We start from the raw sequence: 20,681 nt of genomic DNA, 5'->3' as shown, positions 1-20,681 counted from the left end.
GTTTATAAAATTTCCAGGGGTTTTTGTGGTTTAAAAGGAATGCTATCTAATTCGGTCTTTAAAGGCTGGACATGGTTATAAAATCCTTGTTTAAGACTATCGGCTAGTGGTTTTGAAGCCGGAAGATCTTGTTTAAATGGGTCTACTTCTTTTCCGTTTTTCCAGAATCTGTAGCATACATGGGGACCTCCTGTATTACCAGTCATCCCAATATAGCCTATAACATCTCCTTGCTTTACAAACTCACCTACTTTTACAGCTTGTCTGCTCATATGTAGGTATTGAGTGTCATAAGTGGCATTATGTCTTATTTTTACATATTTACCATTTCCACCTCTTCGCTCAGATTTGGTTATGACTCCGTCTGCAGTGGCTAATATCGGTGTGCCAATAGGAGCGGCAAAATCGGTGCCTCGATGTGGTCTTACTTTATTACCATAGTATTTGATTCTACGTTTAAGGTTGTATCTCGAAGAAATTCTACTAAATTTTACCGGAGCAGTAAGAAATGCTCTACGCAAATTATTAGCTTCTTCATCGTAATAATCTATAGAATTGTTAATTGAATCATCTATAAATCTAAAGGCATAAATAGGTTTGCTTCTATGTTCAAAATAGGATGCTTTGATCTGGTCAACTCCTGCAGGAATAGTATCGTCAATAAATTTTTCGGTATAAATTACCTTAAATCTATCTCCTGCTTGTAATCTTGTAAAATCAATAGTCCAGGCATAAATATCTGCCATGTTATATGCAACCAGAAAATTGAGATCCATATCATCAAATGTTTGCATTAAACTACTATTTATGATTCCAGAAGCAGTTTTTTCAACCAGTGTTACCGGTTTTTTACTTTTTTTGGCAATGATACTATCTCTAAAATCAATTACGGTATAATCGATTTTGTTATTTTGATATACAAACACCTGTGCTTTTTCTGTTGTATCCTTTGTTTTAAGAAGCATATAAGGTTTTCCTGCCTGAATTCTGGCTACATTAAAAGTATCTTTAATTGTATTGGTGATTTCGAATACTTTAGTTCTACTTATACCATGAGTATCCATAATGGCACCAAAACTATCTCCGGGGCGTATGGTATCTTTGACAACATTAAAATCATTTAGGACATAACCAAATTCGGTTATAACGGGGGGTGCTTTTTCTTCCTCGATAACTTCAGGAACAATAATTTTTGCTTCTTTTTTTTCTTTCTGACATGAAAATAATACTACCGCTATAAGTAGTAAATAACCTATTTGCTTCAACTGACGACTATTTTATTTTGCGGCATTAAATTGATGAGCAACCCATTGTTGGCCCCAGTTTTCTTTTTCTTCCTTGGTCCAAAGATTAGGGAAAAACATAATTCTTTGAAAACTTGGAGGCAAGAAACTTTTCCAGTTCGTTCCTCCTGTGGCCAAAACTTCACCTTTCTCTTTATTGAGATACCTATAGGCAGCACCCATGTGCATTAATAACCAATTAACATTCACATTAATGTCAAAAGTACGCAAAGCTTCGATAAGGAGCACATTATTTTGCTCTTTTTCTGGTAGTTCGAGGTATTTATGAAAAATAGTGCTGTGTTGTACCTGGTGAGCAATACGCATCATTCTTGGCGTATATCGATATTCGAATTGCTTAAGGGTAAGTGTTTTTTCACCAGTTTCTTTATCAGTAGCACCAGATTTCCAGTATAAATGTTCGAATACTTCTTCGAGGACATCTTTTTCAGAAAATAAACTTCTTTCTTTAGCACTTACAAGATTTGCAAGGGGAGTTGAATATATTTCGATCAACCTGAATTGCACCGATTGAAAACCACTTGCTGGCAGAAGAGACATTCGGTATTTAAGAAACTGTTCTTTGTCCATTCCTCTAATCATGACATCAAAAGAATTGATCAAAACTCTAAAATAACGATTTACTCGATCAATTTTAGCGGTAAAAAACGCTGCATTTTGTAATTTATCATCAATAATTTGTTTTAACTCATGTATAATGAGCTTAAAATAAAGTTCTGTAATCTGATGATAAGTAATAAAAATTTCTTCGTCGGGAAAATGCGTTCTTGGAATTTGCAAACTTAATAGAGTGTCCAGATGTATATAGTCCCAATAGGTTAAATATCGATCATGAAGCAAGCCATCCAAATATGATCCCAAATCCTGGCCAGAATTTTTAAATTTCTTTTCTAGTTGCTTTATTTTTTCAGCAATCTCTGGTTTTATAGATTCATTCATTAATCTACTATAATTTTAAATGGGTGTTTAAGTCCTTTAAATGCATCTAAATCTGCTTTTATCGAGCCTACAACAATATCAGCTTTTATTCTTACAGGCATACGATTATCATCATCACTTACCCATACAGTCATACTTTCTTCTTCTTTAAAAACTCGATCTGCTTGGACATATGGCCTAAATTTTAAACATGCAATTTTACCCATTTTGGTTTTAATTACTTCTCTTCCTAAGAATTTTAACTTAAAACGATAGCTTTCATTATCAAAAAACATATTTACATATTGTTCGTCTCCTTTTTTTAGAGAAGATGTATTAATGCTATTACGCAAGTAGTAAAAAGAAGACATCATATCCTGTACATCAGATTGTATAGGGTAAGATTTTTTTGTGTTGTGTTTTTTGTTGAAAACTAATGCTTTGTTTTCATTATGATCGAAGTTAATTTCTATATTCTTGGTATGCCCTCCTTCATTTATTTTTCGAATAAAACGATATGGTTTTACTCTATCCATGTCAATATAAGTTTCATAATAGTCTTCTACTTTAAAAAAGACACTTAAAAAACCAGATGATTTACCTGTACCAATTATATGATGTACTGGTTTCCCATTTAACTGCTCTTTTTTAATTTCAAGTGTAGCATAACTAGCTGTAAAAAGACCATAATGAATTCTGAATTTAAACCATTCTCCAGAATCGAATGCTTTATGGTTCTCTTGCGCAAAAGCAGGAACTATACTTGTTATCAAAAGCAATATTATGATATACTTTTTCATAGTTTAGGGCATTGTTATTATTTGATATACATATTATTTGAATATGCAATTACAATATCCATTCCAAAAATACTATTTAATATGAAGAGATAAAAATGAATATTGTTATCTAATCTAAAAATATAAACAAAAAAAGAGAGCCACCACAGCTCTCTTCTTTACTTTTATTAACCAACTAAAAACTTAAATTATGAGAATAATTATTGTTTTAGATATAGGCGGTAACCACTCCACCTATTATATGCAAAAATGGACTTTTTTTGAATAATTATCAAACGAAAACGTTTTTTTATTATGAAATTTAACAAAAGTTTATATCGATTGCTACGAAAATTGCATTTTTCTCAAAAATCAAAAAGTAGTTTTAATCCATAAAAAAGAGCCTATTTCAGTTATTTTTTTTAACCAAAATTCTTTCCATTTTAAATTTAAAAAGGAGATTTGATCTGCTTGTCGATAACTTGAGTTAACTTGTCTTTGATTAAAAATGTTAAATTCACAATTTATTTAATTTATAGGTTCGTATTGTTTTACTACCTGATCTATTTTTCCAAAAATTGTTTCTCCTTGTTTATTTTTCATTTCGATTTCTATACGATCGTCAAAACTCATGAAAGGAGTGGATGGTTTCCCGTTTTTTATAATTTCTAAACATCTAACTTCTGCCAAGCAACTTGATCCATCTGGACTCCCTTGGTTAGCAACAGTGCCTGAGCCTATTACGGATCCAGCCATTAAAGATCTTGATTTAGCTGCATGAGCAATCAATTGGCCAAAATCAAAAGTCATATCTATTCCTGCATTAGGTGATCCTATAACTTTAGAATTTAATGTAGAGACTAACGGTAGATGTACTTTTGCATTACTCCAGGCATCATCTAGTTCATCTGGTGTAACTACTACCGGAGAAAATGTGGTCCATGGTTTAGATTGATAAAACCCAAATTGTTTAGCTAGCTCATTAGGGATTAAATTTCTTAATGAAACATCATTAATGATTGCCACAAGTTTAATATGCTTTTGAGCATTTTTTGCACTTACACCAGCAGGAACATCATCTGTTATTACAGCGACTTCAGATTCAAAATCTATTCCCCACTCTTCTTTTTCAATTTCAATATCTTCATTTGCTCCAATGAATGCATCAGAAGCTCCCATATACATTAAGGGGTCGGTCCAGAAAGTCTCTGGTAATTCGGCATTCCTTGCTTTTCTTACTAGTTCTACATGAGTAACATAGGCGCTACCGTCTGCCCAATGATAGGCTCTGGGAATTGCAGCCATGGTTTCGGTCGAATCAAAATCAAAAGTATTTGGTAATGTATTATTTTGTAACTGATCGTACACTTTTTCTAGTTTAGGAGAAATATCATCCCAATTATCCAAGGCTTCTTGCATTGTTTGAGCAATTTCAGGAACTTTTATTGCTTTGGTTAGATCCCTGCTTACTACCACTAGTTGTCCGTCTCGGCTGTTATTTTTTATTGTTGCTAATTTCATTGTATCGTTTTTCTTTGAAGTTCATAACCTGTATTATAATTTCATTTCGAGGAAACTATTTTTACGGGAAACTTTTGTTTGATTTTTTAGAAATACTATACCATACATTATATACCAATTAAAAGATAAGTTCTAAATAATTGGTATATAAAAATGGTAAGAAAATAATAAGTCTATTTTCTTAAAATGTAGTGTTATGCTCTTTTTAAAGCGTACCTCTTTGTTCTTGTTCTCTCTCGATAGCTTCAAACAATGCTTTAAAATTACCTTTACCAAAAGACTGAGCTCCTTTACGTTGTATAATTTCGAAAAACATTGTTGGGCGATCTAAGACTGGTTTAGTAAAAATCTGAAGCAGATATCCTTCATCATCCCGATCGATTAGAATTCCTAATTCTTTAAGTGGTGCAAGATCTTCATCGATTTCTCCAACTCGATCCAAAACAGTTTCATAATAACTAGAAGGAACAGTAAGAAATTCTATTCCTCGATTCTGAAGTGAAGAAACGGTTTCAATAATGTTATCGGTAGCTAATGCTATGTGTTGCACTCCGGCACCATTATAAAAATCGATATATTCTTCAATTTGAGATTTTTTTCTTCCCTCTGCAGGTTCGTTTATAGGAAACTTTATACGGCCGTTACCATTACTCATTACCTTACTCATTAAGGCTGTGTATTCTGTAGAAATATCTTTATCATCAAAAGAGACTAATTGTGCAAACCCCATAACTTTGGCATAAAACTCGCACCATTTGTTCATCTCATTCCATCCTACATTACCTACCATATGATCAATAAACTTAAGACCTGTAGTTTCTGTTTTATAGGGTTTGTTCCAAGCCATATAGCCGGGTAAGAATATTCCGTGATAATTTTTTCGTTCTACAAAAATGTGTACTGTTTCTCCATAAGTGTGGATTCCCGAAAACACAACACGACCGTTTTCATCTTCTTCAACGGTGGGTTCCATATAGGATTCGGCACCACGTTTTACGGTTTCCTGATAGCTTTTGGTAGCGTCATCAACCCAAAGAGCTACTACTTTTACTGCATCACCATGGGCATTTATGTGTTTGTTAATATCTCCATCTGGTTGTAGAGGAGAAGTAAGAATCAATCTTATTTTATCCTGTTGTAGTACATAAGAAACACTATCCTTGCGTCCTGTTTCTAATCCGGCATAGGCTATAATTTGAAACCCCCATGCTGCTTGATAATAATAGGCCGCTTGTTTGGCATTACCTACATAGAGTTCTACATAATCTGTTCCTAATAGCGGCAAGAAATCTTCTGCTTGTGGAACTACTTTTTCTAAATTCTGAGGTGTTATGTTGGTCGACATAATGCTTTTAATTTTTATAGTTAAATAAATGAGTCAATGAGAAAAATATATTCATGATTTTTCTCGAATAGGGTAGTCTAAAAACATTACCACATGGCTCTTAAATGCGCTGTAATATCTTTCCTGTAATTTAGCATAACAAATTATCTTTTTTAAAGCTATTTTGGTTATAAAACATTTCCTGATGTGTTACTCAAGCCAGGATTTATGATAGTCTTCGTCGGCTATTTTCATAGCTTCTTCGGTAACCATAAGAGGTTTAAAGGTATCTACCATAACGGCTAATTCATCAGTTTTGGTTTTCCCAATACTTCGCTCTACTGCTCCAGGATGAGGACCATGAGGTATCCCTGCAGGATGTAAGGAAATATGTCCTGCATCAATATCGTTTCTACTCATAAAATCACCATCTACATAGTATAATACTTCATCACTATCTATGTTACTATGATTGTAGGGAGCAGGAATACTGTCTGGATGATAATCATATAGTCTTGGTACAAAAGAACAAATCACAAAAGCATCAGTTTCGAATGTTTGGTGCACTGGTGGTGGTTGATGTATTCTACCAGTGATAGGTTCAAAGTCGTGTATCGAAAAGGCATAAGGGAAATTAAATCCATCATATCCTACCACATCAAACGGATGTGTAGCATAGATCATATCAAAAATTTCATCCTGCTTTTTTACCTTGATTAAAAAGTCTCCTTTTTCATCGTTAGTTTCTAATTCGTATGGAGTCCTGATATCACGCTCACAAAATGGAGAATGTTCTAGCAATTGCCCAAACCAATTTCGATATCTTTTTGGAGTATAAATTGGTCTTCTTGATTCTACAATAAACAAGCGATTATCAGAAGTATCAAAATCAAGTTTATAAATAGTTCCTCTGGGAATCAATATATAATCTCCATATTTAAAATCGAGATTGCCTAGGTGGCTACGAAATTTTCCACTTCCGCGATGTACAAAAATTAACTCATCCGCATCTGTATTTTTATAAAAATAATCGGTAGTGGATTCCTGAGGGGCAGATAAAATAATACTTACATCACTATTGATTAGTACATTTTTTCTGCTCTGTAAATAATCCTTTTCCGGATTGACTTTAAAGCCGTGGAGTCTATAGGATTTGATATTATTTTTAATAGCTACTTTGGGAGCTACACTATAACTTCCTTTAATTTCTTTTACTTGTGTCGGTCTATGGCAATGATATGAATTGGTTGACATTCCGTCAAAACCTATTGTTCCAAATAATTGCTCATAATATAAATTACCATCGGGTTTTTTAAAGATGGTATGGCGTTTTGGGGGTATTTCCCCGAGAGTATGATAAAAAGGCATGATGTTGCAAATTTATAATATTAACTACTTTTTTTAATAAGACAATAATAAATAGCAGATCTACCTTATTCGGGATTGCGCTTAATAAGGTAGTGTAGTAATAATAGTAAATCCTGCCAAAACAAGTTCATAACAATACAAATATCGTAAATATTTCTATTCTTTTGCAGTATAATTTTTTAAAACCAAAAACCAATACTAAAAAACCAGCTACTTTCGTCTAGTTCTGGGGAATAAGAATATTTAACTTGTACGGGTCCAGCAAAGGTATCCAAGCCATAACCCAAAGCATAACCAGAAAATTCTGGGCCTTCAAACCATTTTCCGGTACTAAATAACTTATTGCCTACATTTGCAAAGTTGGCAGATGCGTTAATATGGTTATTTTTAAACATCTCATAATCTACAGATAGTAAGGCTTTCACAAAACTTTGCCCTGTCATTCCGAAAAAATCATATCCATAAAAAGGAATAAAATTATTAATAGTTTTAGCGCCAAAACCTCCAAGTAGAAAATCGAGAGAACTTAGAGAAGTATTTCCAATTTTAGTACCTGCTTCCAGGCTAATATTCATAGAAAAATCATTATATAATGGTGTAGCGAACCCTAGTTGCGCTTTGGTAATTGAGAATTCATCAAAACTTTCTGTAAAATCAGAAGAAAAGAGATAGGTGTGGATATCACCTTCAAATAAAAATCCACGCTTTGGAAAATATTTATTGTCATAAGTATCTAGTTTAATATACCCAAAGGCACTCCAATAATCGCTGTCATCAAATACAGTTCTTGGAATTTGATTTTCATCTTCTCCAAACGTTTCAGAAATAATACTAAGGCGTTTATATTCTGCACCTAATCCAACAGAAAAGGTTTGTTGTAATAAGGTTTCTGCATAGATTTGTGCATTATAGTCGGTATAATCTACATCGATAGTATTAATATCTAAATCAGGGATTTCTCCAAATCTTCCTATAAAATCAAAATCAATCGCTTTTTTAAAATTGGTATAGCGAACTTTTAGCCCGGTACTCCAATAAAAACCTTTGTCTATATAGTAGTCCAGATTATAACGAATATTATCACCTAAAGCTACATCGGCAGAAAGTACATCATTATCAAATAACAGGCTTTTTCTGGTAACATTAATTAGGGCTGCAGTTTGATATAGATCATCATAATGAAGTGCAAAACGTAGTAACATTTTGTTATCACTCTCTTTTACATTAAGTGCTAGATGCTTGCCATCTTTTGTGTCAATGAGTTTGTGACTTACACGATCAAAATTTCCCGTTGCCGATAAGTTGTTAATGCCTTCATTTAATTTTCCATAGGTAGTAACTCTAGGAGTTTTTAGTTTTAGCTTTCCCTTGATATAAGCTCTTGTATATCTTTCATTTCCTGAAATGGCCAAACTGCTGACCAATATGTTTTCTGAGCTTTTAGCAATTACAGGTTTCTTTGATCGAGGTTTTTGACGCATTGCAATTGCTTTGAGCTTTTCATAATTTGCAAAGGCAGCTTTTTCGCCATTAGCAATAATTTTATCAACCTGGTCAAAAGAGATTACCGAAAAATCCGTTATCGAAGGCTTAATGTATAAATCTGTTTCAGAAGCTTTATTTTTCATGGCTTCATAAGTTCTGAAATTGTTGATTTGAAGCATGATATTAGTTACCGAGGTTAGTTGGTCTCTAGACATTAGGCTGTCTTGTACGTCAATCCCTATTACTATTTCTGCTCCTTTTTCTTTAATTTCTTTAACAGGATAGTTATTGGTCACTCCTCCGTCTGTCATTAAAATTCCATTTAATTCTACAGGGCTGAAAACAGAGGGCAATGCACCACTAGCAGCAACAGCATCGGGCAAATATCCTTTGTCCAGCAGTACTTGTTCTCCAGTCTCAATATTAGTAGCCATACAGAAAAAAGGGATTGGCAGGTCATTAAAATCACGTATTTCACTTACATGAGCTGTAAATCTTGAGAATTGGTTATAAAAATTTTGTCCTTTAGATAGCCCTTTGGGTAAACCGATTTTAAATTTATCAAAAGGAAGGGTTATGGCATATTTTTCTGAATCTTCTCGTTCATAAAAAGTTTTAGCACTTCTCGGAAGTTCGTCTTGTATAAATGCATCAAAGTCAACAGCCCTAAAGATAGAGTCGAGTTCTGCCGCACGATATCCAGAAGCATATAAAGCTCCTACAATAGCTCCCATACTGGTACCACCAATATAATCGATACGTACTCCTGCATCTTCTATTATTTTTAAAGCACCAATATGAGCAAGTCCTTTTGCACCACCGCCACTTAAGACTAATCCTATCTTTAGATCTTCTGTAGCAGGATTATCGTGAACTTCTAAGGATTGTTTTTCTTGCGACCAAATTATATCGGGAGTGAGGAATACTAAAAGTAGTATTCCAGATAAAAAAAATCTTAATGTATTGTGTCTGGCCACGCTTATTCTTTTTTAGAAAGATAATAATTATACACTTTGGTTGCGCGCGAATCCCCTATCACTTCACTTAATTCGTGTTTAGAAGCTTCACTTATTCTTTTTACAGATCTAAAGTTTTTTAATAATTCTATTACGGTTTTTTCTCCAATCCCAGGAATTAAATCTAATTCGGTATCTAAAGCGGCTTTGCTTCTTTTTTGTCTATGGAAAGTAATTCCGAATCGGTGTGCTTCATTTCGTAAATGTTGTATGACCTTTAAGGATTCTGATTTTTTATCTAAATATAGTGGTATAGAATCTCCTGGATAATAAATTTCTTCTAATCGTTTTGCAATACCAATAATGGTTATTTTTCCTCTTAAACCCAATGCGTCCAGAGCTTTTAATCCTGAAGAAAGCTGTCCTTTCCCTCCATCTACAATCACTAGTTGAGGTAAAGGTTGATTCTCTTCTGTTAATCGTTTATATCGTCGATATACGACTTCTTCCATAGAAGCAAAATCATTGGCACCTTCTACCGTTTTTATATTAAATTTTCTATATTCTTTTTTACTGGGTTTTCCGTCTTTAAATACCACACAGGCAGCGACTGGATTAGTCCCCTGGATATTCGAATTGTCAAAACATTCGATATGTCTTGGTTCTTCGGGTAACCTCAAGTCTTTTTTCATTTGTGCCATCAAGCGTTTTATATGTCGATCAGGATCCATGATCTTGATTTGCTTAAAACGTTCTTGTCTATGGTATTTTGCATTTCTTAAAGATAAGTCTACAATCTTTTTTTTGTCACCTAATTGCGGAATTGTGATTTTTAGACCTTCTCCTACTTCTACATTAAAAGGAACAAATATTTCTTTAGATGTAGAGTTAAAACGCTGTCGGAGTTCAATAATGGCAAGTTCCAAAAGTTCTTTATCAGACTCGTCCAATTTCTTTTTAACCTCTGTAGTATGTGATCTAATTATCGCACCATAGGATAGTTGAAGAAAATTTATATACCCATAGGATTCATCTGATATGATAGAAAACACATCGACATTACTTATTTTAGGATTAACTACAGTTGATCTTGCCTGGTAGTTTTCTAGTATTTGTATTTTTTCCTTAATCCGCTGGGCATCTTCAAACTCCATTTTTTCTGCATGTATCATCATTTGACCTCTAAAGCGATTAAGAGAATCTTTAAAGTTTCCTTTTACAATTTGACGAATAGCTTCAAGGTTTTCGAGATATTCTTTTTCATCTTGTAACCCTTCGCAAGGTCCTTTACAATTACCTAAATGATATTCTAAACAGACTTTATATTTTCCATTATTTATTTTTTCCTGGGATAAATCATAAGTGCATGTTCTAAGCTGGTATAGTTCTTTAATAAGATCCAAAAGGACATGTACTGTTTTTACAGAAGTATAAGGGCCATAGTACTCTGAGCCATCTTTGATAAGATTACGAGTAAGAAATACTCTGGAGAAACGCTCTTTTTTGATACAAATCCAAGGATATGTTTTATCATCTTTGAGCATGACATTGAACCTGGGTAAATATTTTTTAATCAGATTGTTTTCTAATAACAGCGCGTCTGTTTCTGTTTCAACAACAATATGTTTTATAGTATGAATCTTCTTTACAAGAACCTTAGTTTTATAGTTATCATGATTCTTTGTAAAGTAAGAAGAGACTCTTTTTTTTAGATTCTTTGCTTTTCCTACATAGAGTATTGTATCGTCTTTATCATAATATTGATATACTCCAGGACTGGTAGGTAATATTTTAATTTGTATGTCTAAAGTAGCTTCTTGCATATTCGAATGGTAAAGTTAAGAGTTTACCTCAATTGTAATACGAATATTAGGAGTTTAAATTTTTGTTAAGTACTGTTTAGTGTTATGGTTTTCTATTAAATAGTGAGGATGTAATACAATGCTTATTGATTTTTATTACATTAGTAGCGCAATATCAATCATATCTTTTGGAGAAAGAAAAGAAAATAATTGGCAGGACTGATAAAGTGGATTTTCCTCTTTTAGAATTGAAAGATATCGATACCAAAATCGATACAGGAGTATATACTTCATCTATTCACTGTATTGATATAAGAGAGGTTGATCAAACATTGCAATGCAATCTTCTTGATATAGCGCATTCAGAACATAATGGCAAAAGATTTACATTTAAAAATTATGACATTACCGCAGTAAAAAGTAATAATGGAAAAGTAGAAGTGCGATATGCCATTAGAACACAAATTATTGTATTTGATAAAACGTATCCTATAACTCTTACATTATCTCCCCGTGATGATATGCGTTTTCCAGTGTTAATTGGCCGTAAATTTTTAAGTGGTAAGTTTTTGGTTGACCCCCAATTAGAAAATCAGTCTTATAATAGAAAACGGTAATGAATATCAAAATCTTGTCGCGTGGCGCAAATTTATATTCTACTGATGTTTTGGTTCAGGCAGCAGTAAAACGAAAGCATAATGTACAGGTAATAGATCCTCTTAATTGCGATATTATCATTGAAAAACAAAAGCCTGAAATTTATTATCGAGGTAAAAAATTAGATCATGTAGACGCTGTGATTCCCAGAATTGGAGCTTCTATTACTTTTTACGGGACTGCGGTAGTACGACAGTTTGAGTTAATGAATGTCTTTACTACGCTTAAATCACAGGCGTTACTACAATCTAGGGATAAACTAAGAAGTTTACAAATATTATCTAAAGCAGGATTGGGACTTCCGAAAACAGTATTTACCAATTATTCTAAAGATGTTTCTGAGGTTATATCTCATGTAGGAGGAGCTCCTTTAATTATTAAATTATTAGAAGGAACCCAGGGATTAGGAGTTGTGTTGGCCGAAACTAAAACTGCTGCGGAATCTGTGTTAGAAGCTTTTAATGGATTACAGGCTCGTGTAATTGTACAAGAGTTTATAAAAGAAGCCAGAGGAGCAGATATAAGAGTTCTTGTTGTTGATGAAAAAGTAGTCGGAGCTATGAAAAGACAAGGTAAAGAAGGTGAGTTTCGATCTAATTTACATAGAGGAGGTAGTGCATCGGTGATTACTCTTAGTGAAGAAGAAGAACAAGCTGCTATAAAAGCAGTGAAAGCTTTAAAAATGGGTGTAGCAGGTGTAGATATGCTACAAAGTGATAGAGGACCTCTCATTCTCGAAGTTAATTCTTCTCCAGGTTTAGAAGGTATAGAAAAAGCTACAGGAAAAGATATCGCAAAAACCATTATTCGTTATATTGAAAGAAGTTTATAATACAATGACCAAAGTAACAGGAAAAAATATACTTAATATTCTTGGTAAAGAAGTATTGCCCGGGACAAGTACAACAATAAATTTTAATATAGCCAAGTTATATACTTCTACCAAGGTAGAAATACCTATAATTATAGAAAGATCAAAAAAGCCAGGTCCTACAGTGCTTATTACTGCAGGAATTCATGGAGATGAGATCAACGGAGTAGAAGTTGTGAGGCAGATCATTGCAAAAAAAATCAATAAGCCTGCAAAAGGTAGTATCATATGTATTCCTGTACTTAACGTATTTGGTTTTTTGAGTATGGATCGTTTTTTTCCTGATGGTCGAGATCTTAATCGGGTTTTTCCAGGAACCAAAAATGGATCTCTAGCCAGTCGCTTTGCTTATCAATTTATAAATGAGATTTTACCAGCAGCAGATTTTTGTTTAGATTTTCATACCGGAGGGGCCAGTAGATTTAATGCTCCACACATCAGAGTGGATCCTAAAAATGAAAGATTGATAGCTTTGGCAAAAATTTTTAATGCTCCGTTCACTCTTTTTTCTAAGAATCTTGAAGGATCATATCGAGCTACCTGTGCCAAAAAAGGAAAAGATATATTATTATTTGAAGGAGGAAAATCCCAAAACAGTAGTAAAGAAATAGCCAGAGAGGGAGTACAGGGAACCATGCGGATACTAGATCATCTGGGAATGCTGAACACCGAATTTGAATCTCTAGTTCAGAAATCGGATACTCAAATTGTCATAAAAAGCGTATGGATGCGCGCAAAATATAGTGGTTTATTGCATATTAAAGTACCCATTGGAAAACATATAGAAAAAGGAGAGATTATGGCAACAATTACAGACCCTTATGGTAAGATGAGGCATGTGGTTAAAGCAAATAATGAAGGGTATGTGATAAATGTAAATGAATCTTCAATTGTATATAAAGGAGATGCTATTTTTCGTATAACTAAAGAATTAGTCAATGAATAAAAAAGAACTACGAGCTAAATATAAAACCCTTAGATCTCATTTAAGTAACGAAGAAGTTGAGAATCTAAGCATTGATATAGCAAATCGATTGCTCGAATTACCTATTTGGGAAAAGTCGTATTATCATATTTTTTTATCTATTGATCAAAAGAAAGAGATCAACACAGAATTTTTGTTGAATATTCTCCTGGGAAAGGATAAAAATGTCATCGTATCAAAAAGTAATTTTAAAGAGAATACATTGCAGCATTTTTTACTTACAGATACCACTGCGTTAAAAGTGAATTCTTGGGGAATTCCGGAACCAATTGATGGGATCCCAATCCCCGAAGATAAAATAGAAGTAGTTTTTGTGCCTTTATTAGCATTTGATCAAAATGGGAATAGAGTAGGTTATGGAAAAGGGTTTTATGATAAGTTTTTGGCAAAATGTAATCCCAATACTTTAAAAATTGGCCTTTCTTTTTTTTCTGCTGAAGAAGAAATAGAAAATGTAACGACAGCAGATATACCACTTGATTTTTGTGTTACTCCAACAGAGGTTTACTCTATTAAGAAGTAAATAGGATTTTCTGAAATAAAGAATACTTTTGTATATTAGATATTTTAACTTGTATCCTCTAAAAAATGCCCCAAAATATAGAAAGTGTTTGCATCATTGATGATGACCATATTTATATTAATCTACTAAGCAAGATCATTGAATTAAAAAAACTATCAGAGTCTGTTTTAGTTTTTAACAATGGTAAAGAAGCTTTAGATTTTTTTCTACAGTCTTTACTGAAAGAAGAAAACGAAGAGGTGCCACAGATTATCTTTTTAGATCTTAATATGCCAGTTATGGATGGTTGGGAATTTTTGAATGAATTCTCTAAAATCAAAAATCAAATTAGAAAAAAAATTAGCCTTTATGTAGTAAGTTCTTCTATAGATTCCAGAGATATAGAACGTGCCAAATCTATTGATATAGTGTCGGATTATCTTACCAAACCCATTAAGTTAGATGACTTCGAGAGAATATTGATATAGTTAGAATTTAATACTTATTTTATTTTTTCGGAAATGCTTTTTTGTTAAAAACAATCAATAAGAATACACCAATACTTATTGCAGAATCGGCAATATTAAATACAGGATCAAAGAATGAAAAATGTTTGCCTCCCATAAACGGAATCCAATCTGGCAGAATATCATCATAGAAGGTAAACTGAATCATATCGACTACCTTACCATAAAAAATACTTTCGTAACCACCACCTTCTGGTAAGAAACTTGCAATCTCCACAAGTGTGCTTTCACTAAATAAGATACCATAAAAGATAGAATCAATAATATTTCCAAAAGCACCAGCAAAAATTAATGCAATGCAGAAGGTAAGAATAGTAGGGCTGTTTTTGCGAACAGAATCGTACAACCAATATCCGATTCCTGTAATGGCAACTACTCTAAATAAAGTAAGAATAAGTTTTCCATAATTACCCGGAAGTTCAAATCCCCAGGCCATCCCTTTATTTTCTACAAATATGATGCGAAACCAACCGAATACTTCGACACTATCATGAAGAGTAAAATGAGTTTTAATATAAATTTTGGTGATCTGATCAATAAGTAACACTAAAATTATAACTAAAATAGATTTCTTTAAAGACATATAAGTATTAATTTGCTTGGCTGTTAAAAGCGACGGACAAAAATAGTGTTTTATTTTGTTTTATAGATACTTATTGTTTTAGCTACAAGATTTATGAATTTTTGTTCAGCATTAAGATAAAATTTATGACTAGTCTTCTTTTAGTATTTTTTCAACATATTTGATCCATTGATAATCAGGAATGCTCTTGTCGATATAATAATCTGGTTGAATACCTTTATTATCAATTGTCATTTCTGGTATTCTCATACTTTTGGATAAACTATATCCCAATTGTAGATCTTTACAGGGAGAATCAACAAAATTCATGTTTGAAATATCTAAAACACCGGTTGTAGTAGTGCCATAGAGTTTCACTTTTTTACTTTGCTTTGCTGCTAATAAAAATTGTTCTGTTGTACTGCCATTATTTTTATTAATTACAATAGCAACATTTTTTGGGTAAGGGTAGATAGTATCTATTTTTTTGATATCTATTATGGTGTCATCAAGATTTACAAATTCACCAATATGCTTATTCAATTTTTCCAACCCTTCTTTTGCCCATTTCTTTTCTTCAGCAGACCAGCTAGGGTCCTTCATGAATTTCTTCATTCGATTATTATTAAGTGGTGTCGATAGCAGTTTAACACCTACTGTGCGTATAGGGTTAGTATACAAATAAGGAATGATTTTTTTATAGCTAGCATCACTTCCTCCACCATTATTTCTTACATCAATGATGAGGTTTTTTTTACGAGTCAACTGATCGTGATTAACCATAATCAAGCTGTCTATATATTTTTTGTTAGAATATGAAAATGATGGAATTCTAAGAAGAATGGTATTGTCATTTAACTCTTTAATCATAGGGTTTTGGGCTTTGATTAACGCGAAATGTTCTTCTATCGTTTTATCAACTTCAAAATATGGTTTTAACCTTTTTAAAGTGATAAAGCCCATTTGTAGGTAATTTTTTCCAACCAATTTTATATCTTTAAATATTCTGGCAGAATGATCTTTCATGTAATAAACAGCTTCTTTCTGGTCATTTTCAGAAACTTTGACCCTAAATTTGATTTGATTTTTTTTCCAGTAAACTCCATCAGCTTCAAGAACAAATCCAATATATTCGTTTTTGGTTTTTATGACACCAATTTTATACGGTTTTGATTCCCATACCCCTTCATAAGTAGTGTTTTTTAATTTAGAAATATAGTGTTCGAATTCTTTTTCTCCTATATCATATTTTTCCCAATCCTTAAATTGATCTAAAGTTTCAGTATCAGAAGATCCATTTTGAACTTTGTTTTGTTGATTATTAATCCGTACTCCTATATGCCCAGATCTAAAAAACCGAAGCCAGTCATTTAGTACAGAAGAGCATTCCTTAATGGTTTTAACAGGTTTTATTTTAGCTCTAAATTTTTTATTATGGTTTGCATAAAGGTCTTCTCCTTTTTGCTCTAATGTATAAAGAAAACCAGCATCGTTTTCTTCAAATGTTTTCTTTAACCAGTTGAAATTATCTTCGCAAGAACAATTTTGTGAAAAAGTAAAAAATGAAGTGAAAAAGAATAAAAGAAATACTGGTTTCATTACATTGGATATTTACTGTTGTATAATAGAAAACAATTACCTTATTTTTCTAAGGCAATTGTTTTCATATTCTTCTCATTATTGTTTTCTAATAAATATACTTCCACTCACGGTTCCAAGTTTTAGCTCGCTTCTTACGTCTCCAAAAGTACCTGTTACTTTACTCCCTACTACTCTGTTTTTACCATGATCAAATTTCATGTCTTTATCAGAATAAATCATTCCGGTAACTGTTTCAGCTTTTAATCTCGATTTTGAAACATTGATGTCTATATCACCACTTATGGTTTTAAGATTAAGATCTCCATTGTAGTTTTTTATATCGATATTTCCACTAATAATATCTACAATTAATTCTCCCTGATAATTTTCAGACTGTACGTTTCCAGAAATGCTTTTTACTCTTAGAGTAGAATTTTTTGGAAGATACAAGGTGTACATAGCATCAATATCTAAATTATTACAAGGACCCCAATTGTTTTTACGGTTTGATCCACCACGTTCTTTTTTCCACTTGTCGAATAGATCACCATAGTCTGATGATATATCCAGAACAGATGAGGTGTTCTTTATTTTTAAGTTAAAATAATCGTCAAATTCACCGCCATTAATACTTACACTGGCTTTTAAAGATACGTTGCTTTTGTCCCATGTTTTGATAACGATGTCTTGGGCAAATTTAAATTCTACTTTGATTAGATCGGCAGAAGTGGTAAGTTCTTTTTGGATTACTTTCTGTGCATTTATTTGTAATGAAACAAAGCACAATAGGATGAGTTTTAATACAGTTTTCATGTTCGTTGTTTTTTTTGATTAATTGATGACCTCTACTATTTTTTTCTCAGGTAAATATTTCCTGTGGATGACCTTAGGGTAATATCAACTCCACCATTATTTATTTTGGTGTTTATAGCTCTTCTGCCACTGATTACTTTCATGTCTTTATGTTCAACGGGGAATTTTATATCAAAATCAGTATAGATTTCTCCCATAGAAGTTTTTAATTCTAGGTTTGCAGGAGTGCTAGATGGCAGACTTACATCGATCGCTCCCGTAGCAGATACAATAGAAATTGGTGAACTTTGGCTTACTTTGTCGAATACAATATTAATCTCACCTGTTGCAGTTTTGGCTACAATTGGACCTGTAACATTTTTTAATGTAATACCTCCAACATTGGTTCTTGCTTCTATTTCGGCAGAAAACCCATTAAAAGATAAGCTTCCCAGATTACTACTCTCTGTAGTGATGTTGATCTCTTTTGGGAGATAGATTTCTAAGGTCTCGCTATGCATACCTTTTAAGTTTCTGATAATAAGCGTTTCTCCTTCTTTTTGAATATAAATCCCTATACCGGTGTTGTCGCTTCCGCCAGAATACACGGCCTTTAATCCTCTGGCTTTTTCGGGAGTTTTTCTTCCTTCTCCTTTGATCAATACTTCATTTTGACTGTGAGTTTTTGCGATAACTCCAGATTCTGAAGCTATTCTTACTTTTTTGACTCCTTGTAGAGAGTGTTTATAATCTTGTGCGGTTAGATTTCCTGCTACTATAAATACTAGTAATGCGATTGCTATTTTCTTCATGACTATTTGTTTTTTGATTGTACTTTTAAATTAAATTGGGCAACCCAATTTTTACCTGATCTTTTACATAATCTGGTGTTTCTTCTTTCTGAAGTAATTTTTCCATAGAAGGAACTGCGCGTTTTTCCTGAATAGAAACTAATATTTGAATTAATTCAATTTGTATACCTGGATCTTGTTCAATATCCAAGGCATTGATTAATGCTTTACGAACCATCTCAGAATCCGAAAATTTTGCCAGTGCTTCTGCTGCAGCTAATCGCACATTGGTATGATCGTCATAATGCATTTTATTGATTAAAGCGTTTAAGATGTCATTTCCTGGTTTTTCAAATTCTTCTGCGTAGTTTACAGCCTGTAGGCGTTTGCTTGCAGATTCATTTTCTATTAAAGAAATAGTCATCGTTTGCTTCATTTGATATTTTTCTTTTTCTAATACTGCCATTTCTTCAGAAAGTGATGCGGTATTCTCTAGTTTTCCGTAGAAATACCCCGAAAGAACAAGTGCAATAGTTGCAGCGATCTGCAAAGCTGTTTTCCAGGAGCTTTTGGTTGTTGGATTTAAGGATACAATCTTAGGATCATTGACTCCCTCTTTTTCTTTCTTCAACATTTCCTCAAAGTTCATTTGTAAACTTTGATCAGGAAGTTCCTGAGAAGAAGTGTTATGTATAGCTTCAAAAACGGTTTGAAGTTCTTGTAGGGCTGTTTTGCACTGTTTACAGCTTTTGAGATGTACTTCTACTTTTTGATATGTTTCCTGATCCAGATTATGATCTATATAATCAATCAGTTGATTTTGTATGTCTTTACAGTTCATAACAGTTATATGTTTTGTAAATAATAATCTTTTAGTTTATGGATAGCCCGATGAACTTTGGTTTTTACAGCTCCTGCTGTAGAGCCCGTGATCTCGGCTATTTCCTGATACTTTATTCCTTGATATCGATTCATAACAACGAGCTCTTTATCAGTTTTATTAAGTTGATTTAATGCTCGATATAATTCCTCATTAGTCTCCTTTATTTCGATATTATCTTGCTCTTTTTGTTCTATTTTATATTCGACATTTTCAAAGCGTTGAGCGACTGTTTTTTGACTTTGATAATGATCGCTAAATATATTTCTGGCAATGGTATAGATCCACGATGAAAACTTTCCTTTTTTATAAGAGGATCTATATTTAATCGCCTTATAGAAAACTTCTTGTGTAATGTCCTGGCTGATCTCCCGATCTCTCGTCATTTTTAATAAGAAATTAAAGATTTTGATATGGTATCTTTCAAAAAGGACACTCATTACATCCAGATTACCATTGGATACCAGAATCATTAATTCTTCGTCAGTTAGATTTTTCAAGATGTTACTCTTTTGGTTGGTTTCTATTACTAATACCTTGTTTTTTTAAAAAGGTTACATTTAATATCAGATAAATCAAATTCTTTTAGTCTCATTTTATAATCTATTTAATATAAGATAAAAAAAAGACCTCACTGGTTTAAAAACCGGTGAGGTCAAATCTAAAATTATAGATTATTTTTTTGTATTTAACTCTGCATATTTTTTGCTTCGATACTTAATGTAGCATGTGGAACCAGTTTTAATCGATCAGGATTAATTAATTTTCCTGTTACACGACAAATACCATATGTTTTGTTTTCAATACGTAATAAAGCATTCTTTAAATCGCGTACAAATTTTTCTTGTCTAATAGCAAGTTGTGTATTTGCTTCTTTAGACATAGTTTCACTTCCTTCTTCAAATGCCTTGAACGTTGGTGAAGTGTCATCTGTACCGTTATTTCCGTCATTTTTGTAAGCACTTCTTATTAATTCTAAATCTTTCTGTGCTTTTTCCATTTTTTCTACGATGATTTCCTTAAACATCGTTAAATCAGCGTCGCTGTACCTTACTTTGATATCTTCTGCCATACTT

20 protein-coding genes are annotated in these 20,681 nt (G+C 32.8%); 5 read left to right on the top strand and 15 right to left on the bottom strand.

The window, feature by feature from the left end; all coding sequences use genetic code 11:
* Window positions 1-2: 2 nt before the first annotated feature.
* From AAFU52_RS07505 to uvrC, 8 genes are all read right to left on the bottom strand, one after another.
* Window positions 3-1,265 (bottom strand): peptidoglycan DD-metalloendopeptidase family protein, encoded by a 1,263-nt coding sequence (locus tag AAFU52_RS07505; RefSeq protein ID WP_024768369.1) that lies wholly within the window; start codon window positions 1,263-1,265, stop codon window positions 3-5.
* Between the two features lie 12 nt (window positions 1,266-1,277).
* Window positions 1,278-2,243, bottom strand: a complete 966-nt coding sequence (locus AAFU52_RS07500) for a tryptophan 2,3-dioxygenase family protein (RefSeq protein WP_024768368.1) — start codon at window positions 2,241-2,243, stop codon at window positions 1,278-1,280.
* Window positions 2,243-3,022: a DUF3108 domain-containing protein gene (locus AAFU52_RS07495; RefSeq protein WP_024768367.1), complete on the bottom strand. Its 780-nt coding sequence runs from the start codon at window positions 3,020-3,022 to the stop codon at window positions 2,243-2,245. Before AAFU52_RS07495 ends, AAFU52_RS07500 begins: the two co-directional genes overlap by 1 nt.
* A 507-nt stretch (window positions 3,023-3,529) precedes the next feature.
* Entirely contained in the window at window positions 3,530-4,522 is a 993-nt protein-coding gene (locus AAFU52_RS07490; RefSeq protein ID WP_024768366.1) for a fumarylacetoacetate hydrolase family protein, read from the bottom strand.
* Window positions 4,523-4,727: 205 nt separating this feature from the next.
* Complete coding sequence (gene hppD / locus AAFU52_RS07485) at window positions 4,728-5,867, bottom strand: 4-hydroxyphenylpyruvate dioxygenase (RefSeq protein ID WP_438425991.1); 1,140 nt, start codon at window positions 5,865-5,867, stop codon at window positions 4,728-4,730.
* A 189-nt stretch (window positions 5,868-6,056) separates the two neighbouring features.
* Window positions 6,057-7,214, bottom strand: a complete 1,158-nt coding sequence (locus tag AAFU52_RS07480) for a homogentisate 1,2-dioxygenase (RefSeq protein WP_024768364.1) — start codon at window positions 7,212-7,214, stop codon at window positions 6,057-6,059.
* Between the two features lie 179 nt (window positions 7,215-7,393).
* The gene (locus AAFU52_RS07475) at window positions 7,394-9,676 is read right to left on the bottom strand and encodes a patatin-like phospholipase family protein (RefSeq protein ID WP_438425990.1); all 2,283 of its coding nucleotides are present in this window, start codon (window positions 9,674-9,676) and stop codon (window positions 7,394-7,396) included.
* Window positions 9,677-9,678: 2 nt separating this feature from the next.
* Window positions 9,679-11,478: an excinuclease ABC subunit UvrC gene (gene uvrC, locus AAFU52_RS07470; RefSeq protein WP_024768362.1), complete on the bottom strand. Its 1,800-nt coding sequence runs from the start codon at window positions 11,476-11,478 to the stop codon at window positions 9,679-9,681.
* Between the two features lie 125 nt (window positions 11,479-11,603).
* On the opposite strand from uvrC, the gene AAFU52_RS07465 reads away from it, so the two are divergent.
* The 5 genes from AAFU52_RS07465 to AAFU52_RS07445 all read left to right on the top strand — a co-directional run bounded on the left by AAFU52_RS07465 (window position 11,604) and on the right by AAFU52_RS07445 (window position 14,960).
* Complete coding sequence (locus AAFU52_RS07465; protein ID WP_438425989.1) at window positions 11,604-12,074, top strand: ATP-dependent zinc protease family protein; 471 nt, start codon at window positions 11,604-11,606, stop codon at window positions 12,072-12,074.
* Complete coding sequence (rimK, locus tag AAFU52_RS07460) at window positions 12,074-12,946, top strand: 30S ribosomal protein S6--L-glutamate ligase (protein ID WP_438425988.1); 873 nt, start codon at window positions 12,074-12,076, stop codon at window positions 12,944-12,946. The genes AAFU52_RS07465 and rimK overlap by 1 nt, the downstream gene beginning before the upstream one ends.
* A gap of 4 nt (window positions 12,947-12,950) precedes the next feature.
* Complete coding sequence (locus tag AAFU52_RS07455; protein ID WP_024768359.1) at window positions 12,951-13,931, top strand: succinylglutamate desuccinylase/aspartoacylase family protein; 981 nt, start codon at window positions 12,951-12,953, stop codon at window positions 13,929-13,931.
* Entirely contained in the window at window positions 13,924-14,493 is a 570-nt protein-coding gene (locus AAFU52_RS07450) for a 5-formyltetrahydrofolate cyclo-ligase (protein ID WP_024768358.1), read from the top strand. The genes AAFU52_RS07455 and AAFU52_RS07450 overlap by 8 nt, the downstream gene beginning before the upstream one ends.
* A gap of 65 nt (window positions 14,494-14,558) precedes the next feature.
* A complete protein-coding gene (locus tag AAFU52_RS07445) occupies window positions 14,559-14,960 on the top strand; it encodes a response regulator (protein WP_024768357.1) in 402 nt (133 codons plus the stop codon).
* 19 nt (window positions 14,961-14,979) lie between these two features.
* On the opposite strand, the gene AAFU52_RS07440 is transcribed toward AAFU52_RS07445, so the two are convergent.
* From AAFU52_RS07440 to AAFU52_RS07410, 7 genes are all read right to left on the bottom strand, one after another.
* Complete coding sequence (locus AAFU52_RS07440; RefSeq protein WP_035090110.1) at window positions 14,980-15,582, bottom strand: lipoprotein signal peptidase; 603 nt, start codon at window positions 15,580-15,582, stop codon at window positions 14,980-14,982.
* 129 nt (window positions 15,583-15,711) lie between these two features.
* Complete coding sequence (locus AAFU52_RS07435; protein ID WP_438425986.1) at window positions 15,712-17,160, bottom strand: S41 family peptidase; 1,449 nt, start codon at window positions 17,158-17,160, stop codon at window positions 15,712-15,714.
* A gap of 78 nt (window positions 17,161-17,238) precedes the next feature.
* Window positions 17,239-17,955 carry a hypothetical protein gene (locus AAFU52_RS07430; protein WP_438425985.1) on the bottom strand — a complete coding sequence of 239 codons (717 nt, stop codon included), beginning with the start codon at window positions 17,953-17,955 and terminating at the stop codon, window positions 17,239-17,241.
* A 35-nt stretch (window positions 17,956-17,990) separates the two neighbouring features.
* Window positions 17,991-18,746, bottom strand: coding sequence for a DUF4097 family beta strand repeat-containing protein (locus AAFU52_RS07425; protein WP_438425984.1), 756 nt, complete (start codon window positions 18,744-18,746; stop codon window positions 17,991-17,993).
* 25 nt (window positions 18,747-18,771) lie between these two features.
* Window positions 18,772-19,566, bottom strand: coding sequence for a HEAT repeat domain-containing protein (locus AAFU52_RS07420; RefSeq protein ID WP_438425983.1), 795 nt, complete (start codon window positions 19,564-19,566; stop codon window positions 18,772-18,774).
* Window positions 19,567-19,571: 5 nt separating this feature from the next.
* Complete coding sequence (locus AAFU52_RS07415; protein ID WP_024768352.1) at window positions 19,572-20,105, bottom strand: RNA polymerase sigma factor; 534 nt, start codon at window positions 20,103-20,105, stop codon at window positions 19,572-19,574.
* 188 nt (window positions 20,106-20,293) lie between these two features.
* A complete protein-coding gene (locus AAFU52_RS07410; protein ID WP_024768351.1) occupies window positions 20,294-20,677 on the bottom strand; it encodes a TraR/DksA family transcriptional regulator in 384 nt (127 codons plus the stop codon).
* Window positions 20,678-20,681: the final 4 nt, after the last annotated feature.

Origin of the sequence: Aquimarina macrocephali (assembly GCF_051627225.1) — a bacterium.
GTDB lineage: Bacteria > Bacteroidota > Bacteroidia > Flavobacteriales > Flavobacteriaceae > Aquimarina > Aquimarina macrocephali.
The sequence above is the reverse complement of the archived record's forward strand: the minus strand, read 5'-3'. Positions and strand labels throughout refer to the sequence as shown.